Raw genomic sequence first — 8,011 nt, forward strand, 5'->3', positions numbered from 1 at the left:
AACATTTCTTCTAAATATTTTAATTTCTTAGCTAAAAACAAAAGATTCTTCTCTGAGGATCCTGATTTCTTCTGGATGCAATATTTTGCAAGGTTTCAATTTGTTAGAGAATGGAACGCGCGTAACGCTGTTGCGCCTGAAACGGCAGATGTTAGTACGCTTCGTAGTATATCTCTTGATGATTCATTAGATGATGCTCATAAGGCTCTCTGGAAATATGGCTATTATCAGGGAATAAGATTGGCTCCGGCTATCTTGAAAGAGCTGATTGAGTTCTCTCGTACGCATCCCTGTTATGGAGATCGAGATCCCAATATAAAATTGACCATTGATCAGCGTGAGCAGGTTGAGACTGAGCTAGGACGTACATTTAAACTAGCAAGTTATTTTGATAGCCATGAATCATGTGAGGCATTTCAACAACTAAAGCAGGACCCTATACTTAAGGCAATTGCTGCGCACTACCTTGGGCATGAGCCTAAATATCATCGGGGTGATCTTATGTGGAGTTTTCCTCGAGTATTAACTGAGGAAGAAAAAATAGCCTCTGCTCAAGTTCTACACTGCGATATCAATGATTATAAGACGGTTAAATTTTTCTTCTATATAACTGATGTAGATATGGAAAGTGGGCCGCATGTTTATATCAAAGGTTCACACCACAACCGTAGCCTATGGCATCAAATGATCGGTCAAAGTATTGCGGGTATTCCGGATGCAGACTTGATTGAACGTTATGGATCTGAAAGTGTTGTTACAGCATTGGGTCCAGCTGGATTTGGTTTTGTGGGTGATCCCTACGTTTTGCACCGTGGAACAACACCTAGCAAGCGACCACGTTTACTGCTTCAGCTGGAGTTTGGCATGAACACCTACAAAACCTGGTATTTCAGCACACCTAAATAGCTTGTGCCTATTTCCAATGACGTGCACAACTTTGGCCTCATTGTGCACGTTGAGTACTTGGACGGTTACCTTTCTTCTCTTTTGTTTTATTCTCCTCTAGCGAGATATAGCAGCAACTGCCGGATTGAATTTCTTTAGCTACTCTGCTGCGCACGTTCCTTGATGGCATCAATAATCTGACCATTGGCCTTAGGAAAGGGATAGCTATCAATTTCATCGAGGGTAACCCACTTGACCTCGTCACATTCAATCGTTTTAGGCTCTCCGCTTAAGTGAGTGCAGTTAAACACATTTAAAGTCACCTTAAAGTGGCTGTAGGCATGATTAACCGTAATCAGCCGGTCATTCACCTCAATATCAATACCCAGCTCTTCTTTAATCTCTCGTTTTACACAGGTTTCAAAGCTCTCATTGGGCTCGATTTTGCCCCCCGGAAATTCCCACAGCCCTCCCAGCAGCCCCTCCTGCTTACGGCGGTCAATGAGAATGCGGCCGTCATCCCCGTAGATGACAGCGACGCCGATTTGCTTGTGGGGTAGCGGGGCTTTGGTTTCGGTCATGGGTATCTGAGACTGTAAATTTTGACGGTAGGCGACACAGTGATCCTGCCAGGGGCAAAGCATACAGGCGGGGCGATGGCGGGTGCATAAGGTAGCGCCCAGATCCATGATGGCCTGATTAAAGTCACGGGGCTGCTGCGGGTCCAAAACTTGTTCGGACAGCTGCCACAGCTCGTTCATAGCTTTGGCCGGAGGCTTGGGCAAGGCTACCAGACGGGCCAGCACCCGTTTTACATTACCATCCAGGATTGCGACCGGTCGGTTGTAGGCGGCACTGAGGATACCTCCGGCGGTGGTGCGACCGATGCCGGGAAGTGCGATCGCATCCTCAAAATCCTCTGGAAACACCCCGCCATGCCGCTCCACAATTAGCTGCGCCGTCTTATGCAAGTTCCGAGCCCGCGCATAGTAGCCCAGCCCTTCCCACGCCTTCAGCACCGTTTGCTGGTCAGCCTTAGCCAACGCCGCCACCGTCGGAAACGTTTCTAACCACCGCTGATAGTAAGGCAGCACCGTCTTCACCTGGGTCTGCTGCAGCATAATTTCCGAAATCCATATAGCGTATGGATCTCGACTACGCCGCCAGGGCAAATCCCGTCCCTGCTCGCCATACCAAGTCAGTAAAGTCTGACGCAACGCTGGAGCCACCTCTACTAAGCTGACAGCCAAATCAAAAGCAGATGCCTTATAAGAGGACACCTGCTTAGGACCGTATCGGCCATCGGCGCTATCACGCGCCCGATAGCGTTTTTTCTTCGTCTCACCCACAGTGGATCATCGCTACCGCCACTTTGATCCTGCCATGGCTAGGCACTGACCGCACATTCTGAACGAAAAACGTCACTCGTAGAGGACTGAGCGGAGTCGAAGTCCGGCGAAAGTTTCAGGACAACCGTGGTGAAATTACGACTCCTGAGCATCAGTGTCCAAACCGCCCATAAAAGACGTTTCCATCGCTAGACGCTGCTCAGCACCTTTGAGGAAATACCCTCCCATCATCGCAGAGGCCAGTAAGCGACCCAGGTTTTCGCGACTGGTTGTCACAGACACATCAAATCCCTCCGAGGGTAAGCCCCCCAGCATAGCGATAATGTTGTGCTCCATCGCCTGCATCACATCACCAGAGACAGGACGAGATAGCTTGGCAACCGTCTCCGGCTCCATGGACTGCACATACTGCATTAGAGAATTAGCCTGTACAGCAGCGCCACCCATAAACTCGGCGTTTGTATCGTTGTTAGACCGGTTAGTCATAATGACCTCACTCGAAACGTGGCTAGTAGCGGCTGTTGGGTTCTCTGCCGCTGTAATGACACTGTAACAAAGCGGTCGGAGTTGCCATAGTGGGCAGAACCGAACTCCAAGGTAGCCGAAACCCAACCCATCCACTGGAACTAAGCGATGGATCAGCACCCTCCTATATAATTTCTGGCGTTGCTGATCCTCGGTATGCTTTCATCTGTGAGTTATTGGTTATCAGCCTATTTCACAGATCGTTTCATTCCTTAAATCAGCAACGGCTAATTTCTCAAAACAGGCCCCCAGGTGCAGCACTATGTCTCTATACCGCTCTCATCAATGCTTCTGCTTGCTGTTCCTGAGTGCTGTAACCTGGTCAGCTCCGGTCGCTCAAGCCCAACTATTACCAGATGTTACGTTAGGTGACGAATCATCCAGCATCAGCACCGAGCAGCTAGTTCAAGGCGATCTGGCTGACGTAATCGAAGGCGGTGCCGCAAGGGGCAGTAACCTGTTCCACAGCTTCAGCGAGTTTAATATAAACAATGGACAGCGAGTCTATTTTGCCAATCCAGCCGAGATTGAGTCTATCCTGAGCCGCGTGACTGGCAACAACCCTTCAGAGATTTTTGGCACCTTGGGTGTAGACGGTCCTGCAGATCTGTTTTTCATTAATCCCAACGGCCTTGTCTTTGGCGAGAACGCACAGCTAGATATCCCAGGCTCGTTTTATGGCACCACAGCCGAAGCAGTCGAGATTGGTAATGCTGTGTTTAGTGCTACAACTCCAGCACAAAGTCAGCTGTTGGCAGTGAGTCCCAGCGTTTCCTTCTGGAACTATCTCACCGAAAACTCAGGCGATATTATTAATCGCGGTGCCCTAGCTGTTGAGAGAGACTTAGTACTAGCCGCCAGTCAGCTAGACCTAGAAAATCAGGTAGCCGCCGTAGGCGATGTATTGCTGTTGGCCACAGATGCCATCAAGATCCGCGATACAGCAGAAACACCTTTTATCGCCTTTGCCGGAGAAGATCTTTTAGTTCAAGGCAATCAGCAGGTAGATATTGTCGCGCTGAGCCATCCTGATAGCGGATTATTCTCCTATGGAGACATGATACTCCGCTCTGACGAACGTATTGGCGGCGATGCCCACTACTTCAGCGGTGGCAACTTCCGAGTAGAGAATTTGGACGGCAGCAGCGGAGAACTCTTTAGCCCTATCGATCCAATTATTCGAGTCTATGGCAATGTGGATATTCAGCAGTATTTTGGTAGCTCTCTGCATATTCTGGCAGGTGGCTCGGTTAGACTTGGCGCAGCCTTTGTTACCGTACCAGATGAGGGAGAGCTAGGTCTTGATTTTCTTCGAGAAACAATTGAACTCTCGGATGGAACCCTGATCGAGATTGATGGAGGTGCTCAGGCAACACTAGATGTGCGAGCTGGTGTTAGCCCTGGGGTGATTGGTCAACTCCCTGTAGAAATTACAGGTTTAAACATAGCCACAGACTTTTTACCTAACTTGATAACAGGCGATATTCCTACGCGAGCAGATATCATCGTCAACGTGGCAGGCACAGCTGTTGGCGTGTCTGATGGATTAATCTTATTAACTAACAACTATGCACCCAATTTAGCATTGCCAGACGGTGATATTGTTATTACTCGTGAAAATGTTCCAGAACCGTTTACTATTGGGCTCCTGACCACCTCAAGCCTAGATCAACAGAGTGGATCTATCTTTCTAGATTCTCGTAACAACATACTGATAACAGATAGTACGATTGAGACAACTAGTTTAGGCGATGTGGGTGATATCACCTTGCTTGCTAATGACAAGGTCATATTTGATGGTAGTAACAGCAATAAAATAGTAGGTGTATTGAGTAATGTTATCCCTAATGCTCAGGGTGTGGGTGGAGATATACGAATTCAAGCAAACAATCTCCAAATCCTTAACGGTTCTCAAATAGGTAGCAACGTTTTTGGTATGGGAGAGGGGGGAGATATCATATTGGATATCAGGGATACTATACGCCTAGAGGGTAGTCATGATGTTTTGAATCCATTGACTAACAATAGCTTTAGATCACCTAGTAGAATAGCGACTAGTATTGTTACAGATGGACAGGGTATTGGTGGCGATATTCGTATTAATGCGACCAATCTCGATATTCTGAATGGTGGGCGATTGAGCAATACATTGCTGGGTCAGGGAGACGGTGGGGATATTATTCTGGATATTGAAGAAACTATCCGCTTGGATGGAACTGATTCTATCGTTTTCACTCCAAACAATACTATTTTAACTAGTTCTAGTGGAATTTCTGCCACTAGCAATGGTAATGGCCAGAGTGGTGATATTCAAATAATGGCGCGTAATTTGGCAGTGACCAATGGTGCGGAGATTACTGCTAGCATTGGTGGTGCGGTAAATCCCGGAACCATCTCACTAGATATTCAGGATGGCATAGTGTTGAGTGGCAGTGAGCTAGGGAGTAATATTCCCAGTGGGATATTTACTAATGTCACTAACATTGACCCTAATAATTCTAACGCTAGTAGAAAAGGTGGGAATATCCGCATTAGTGCAGGTGGTTTGAATGTGTTGGAGGGGGCTCAAATTAGGAGTGACACCTTTAGTGTAGGTGATGCGGGAAATATCCTTTTAGATATCCGTGATACTGTCCGATTTGAAGGGAGCAATACTTTGGGCAGAGATAGTGGTGCTTCAAGTCGGGTGAGAACAGGGGCGCAGGGACAGGGGGGCGAGCTTAGGATTATTGCCGATAATCTCGAAGTCCTGAATGGCGCAGCTCTTTCAGTTTCTTCCTTTGGAACTGGTGATGCTGGGGATATTATCCTAGATATTCGTGACACGGTGCGTTTTCAAGGAGCTGATCCCATTGATGGGTCTTCTAGTCAGGCAGTAAGTTCCATTGGGGCTGATGCTAACGGTCAAGGTGGCAACATTCAGATTACAGCTAGGATTTTAGACGTTGTTGATGGCGGTCAGTTGGCCACATCGAGTTTTGGCGTTGGGAATTCAGGAAATATAGTGTTAGAGGTTGATGAGACGGTTCTTGTAAGTGGCATAAACGTATTCAATACGAATACTAATAGTGGTATTTTTACAAGCACCGATGAATTCTCAGTAGGCCAGAGTGGAGATATTCAGATTTCAGCCAACTCCCTCGAAGTATTAAATGGAGCACAAATCAATTCTTCCACTGGAGGTCTAGGGGATGCTGGCGATGTGTTGATAGTTGCTCGTGATAATGTTCTCTTACAAGGTGCAGACTTAAGGTCGGGCATTACTCCAAGTGCAATTTTCAGTCGTGTTGAAGATTCTGGTATAGGTCAGGGGGGCAATATTAGGATTGTTTCTAATAGCCAACAACTTTTGGATAGTGGTGAACTCAGCGTTTCTAATGCGGGCATTGGCAATGCGGGTAACATAGTATTAGAGGCCAATACTGTAGATGTTCTCAATGGTGCATCACTGACTGCTCAAACTACTGGCAAAGGAAATGCAGGCAATATTATTTTAGAAATAGATGGGGTGGTTCGTTTTATCGGCATTGACTCAGAGACCGGTTTTACTGCCCAAGCCTCTAGTAGTGTTGCGCCGACTGGAGAAGGTAAGGGTGGCACTATAAACATTACAGCAAATGCGTTGGAAGTCCTGGATGGCGCTCAGCTGAATACGCTTATCTTTGGTATCGGTAATGCCGGTGATGTCATCCTTGATATTCGAGGGCCTGTTAGTTTTGAGGGCAGTAATCCGATCAACAATAATCCTAGCGGTGCATTTAGTAGCATTCAACCCAATGGCCAGGGAGAGAGTGGAGACGTGAGGATTACTGCGACTAATCTAGATGTGCTCAACGGTGCTCAGGTAGGCAGTACTACCTTTGGTGTTGGTGATGCTGGAGATCTGATTTTAACTATTCGAGAGACTGTGCGGTTGGTGGGCAACGATTCCTCGAATAGCAGGTCAACTGGTCTTTTTAGTGGTCTTCAGCCTAGCAGTATCGGTACAGGGGGAGATATCCGACTGAGTGCAAACAATCTGGAGATTGTTCTGGCGTCATTATCAAGCCGTAGTGCAGGCCAGGGGGATGCGGGTAATCTGATTTTGGATATTAGAGATCGCATCCAAATTCAAGACGGAACAATCACCACCAATGCTGAATTTAATGCAGGCGGCCAAATTCAGATCGACGCTGGAATAATTTCTCTCTTTGGCGACAGTGACATTCAAACATTTGTCAATTCTGGTGCCGACAACGGTGGCGACATTACTATTACTGCCGATGCTGTTGTTGCCCTCGACGATAGCGACATTCTTGCCTTTGCTGCTGACGGTCGCGGCGGCAACGTAGATCTGAGCCGTACCGCCTTCTTCGGTCAAGATTTCTCGCTTGCCCCTTTCGGCACCGACCCTCGCACCCTTGATGGCAACAACCGCGTCGACATCAACGCCACCGGTCGTCTCGCCTCCGGCAACATTCTGCTGCCCGATGTCAGCTTTATCCAAAACACCCTGACCGAACTACCCGACAATCTTGTCAATCCCGAAACCTTGGTCTCCAATAGCTGCATTGCCCGCAGCAACGATACCGCCAGCAGCTTTACCCTCACCGGTAGTGATGGCCTGCCCTCCAACAGCTCCCAACCCAGCTATAGCCTCAGCATTGTCCAATCTACTAATATCCAGCCCACGACCGAGCCCACCGATCTAGGGCAAGATACACCAGTTATCGAACCCCATCGCGTCTATCAACTGAGCGATGGCCGTCTAGTCATGAGCCGCGAATGTAACGAAATGAATTAAGTTGTGCCCATACAGGGCAAGAAGCAAAGCTTTATATTTTGCTGCTAGAGAATTGGATACTTAATCAAGTAACCCTGATACCAGATGTGTCCGTAGGGGCAGAATAGCTAGGCTTTACTAACATGGGCAGTGCCACGAATAAAGCGCTGAGCCAATGGTTTGGTCATACTATTACTGAGCAACGATAGACACACTTTTCTGAAATGCGAGGTGCCAGCTTGAAGAAATAGATGAATCCTGGCTAACTGTACATCAGCCGATCGGTTGCTAGCCACAGCCGATATCTCTGCTATCTAAGCTACAATTGTTAAGGTTTTTTACGAAACATCACGCTGCTAGTTCTGGACGTTCCATTCCAATGAGCCTTCCCATCCGTAACGTTGCCATCATCGCTCACGTTGACCATGGTAAAACCACCCTGGTCGATGCCCTACTCGAACAATCCGGTATTTTCCGGGAAGGTGAAGCT

The 8,011-nt window shown here is 47.6% G+C and carries 5 protein-coding genes; 3 read left to right on the forward strand and 2 right to left on the reverse strand.

Annotated features, from left to right (window positions below; all coding sequences use genetic code 11):
• A partial coding sequence (locus tag IQ260_RS23430) for a phytanoyl-CoA dioxygenase family protein (protein ID WP_193995501.1) occupies positions 1-906 on the forward strand: 906 nt, incomplete at its 5' end.
• Between the two features lie 134 nt (positions 907-1,040).
• Here IQ260_RS23430 and mutY read toward each other — a convergent pair.
• Entirely contained in the window at positions 1,041-2,234 is a 1,194-nt protein-coding gene (gene mutY / locus IQ260_RS23435; protein ID WP_193995502.1) for an A/G-specific adenine glycosylase, read from the reverse strand.
• A gap of 135 nt (positions 2,235-2,369) precedes the next feature.
• Complete coding sequence (locus tag IQ260_RS23440) at positions 2,370-2,720, reverse strand: DUF760 domain-containing protein (protein ID WP_193995503.1); 351 nt, start codon at positions 2,718-2,720, stop codon at positions 2,370-2,372.
• Between the two features lie 301 nt (positions 2,721-3,021).
• On the opposite strand from IQ260_RS23440, the gene IQ260_RS23445 reads away from it, so the two are divergent.
• Positions 3,022-7,542 carry a two-partner secretion domain-containing protein gene (locus IQ260_RS23445; protein WP_193995504.1) on the forward strand — a complete coding sequence of 1,507 codons (4,521 nt, stop codon included), beginning with the start codon at positions 3,022-3,024 and terminating at the stop codon, positions 7,540-7,542.
• A gap of 358 nt (positions 7,543-7,900) precedes the next feature.
• Positions 7,901-8,011: GTP-binding protein (locus IQ260_RS23450; protein ID WP_193995505.1), on the forward strand; the 111-nt coding region annotated here is incomplete at its 3' end.

The sequence above is a fragment of the Leptolyngbya cf. ectocarpi LEGE 11479 genome, from assembly GCF_015207065.1.
In the GTDB taxonomy this organism is placed as follows: Bacteria; Cyanobacteriota; Cyanobacteriia; order Phormidesmidales; family Phormidesmidaceae; genus Leptothoe; species Leptothoe ectocarpi.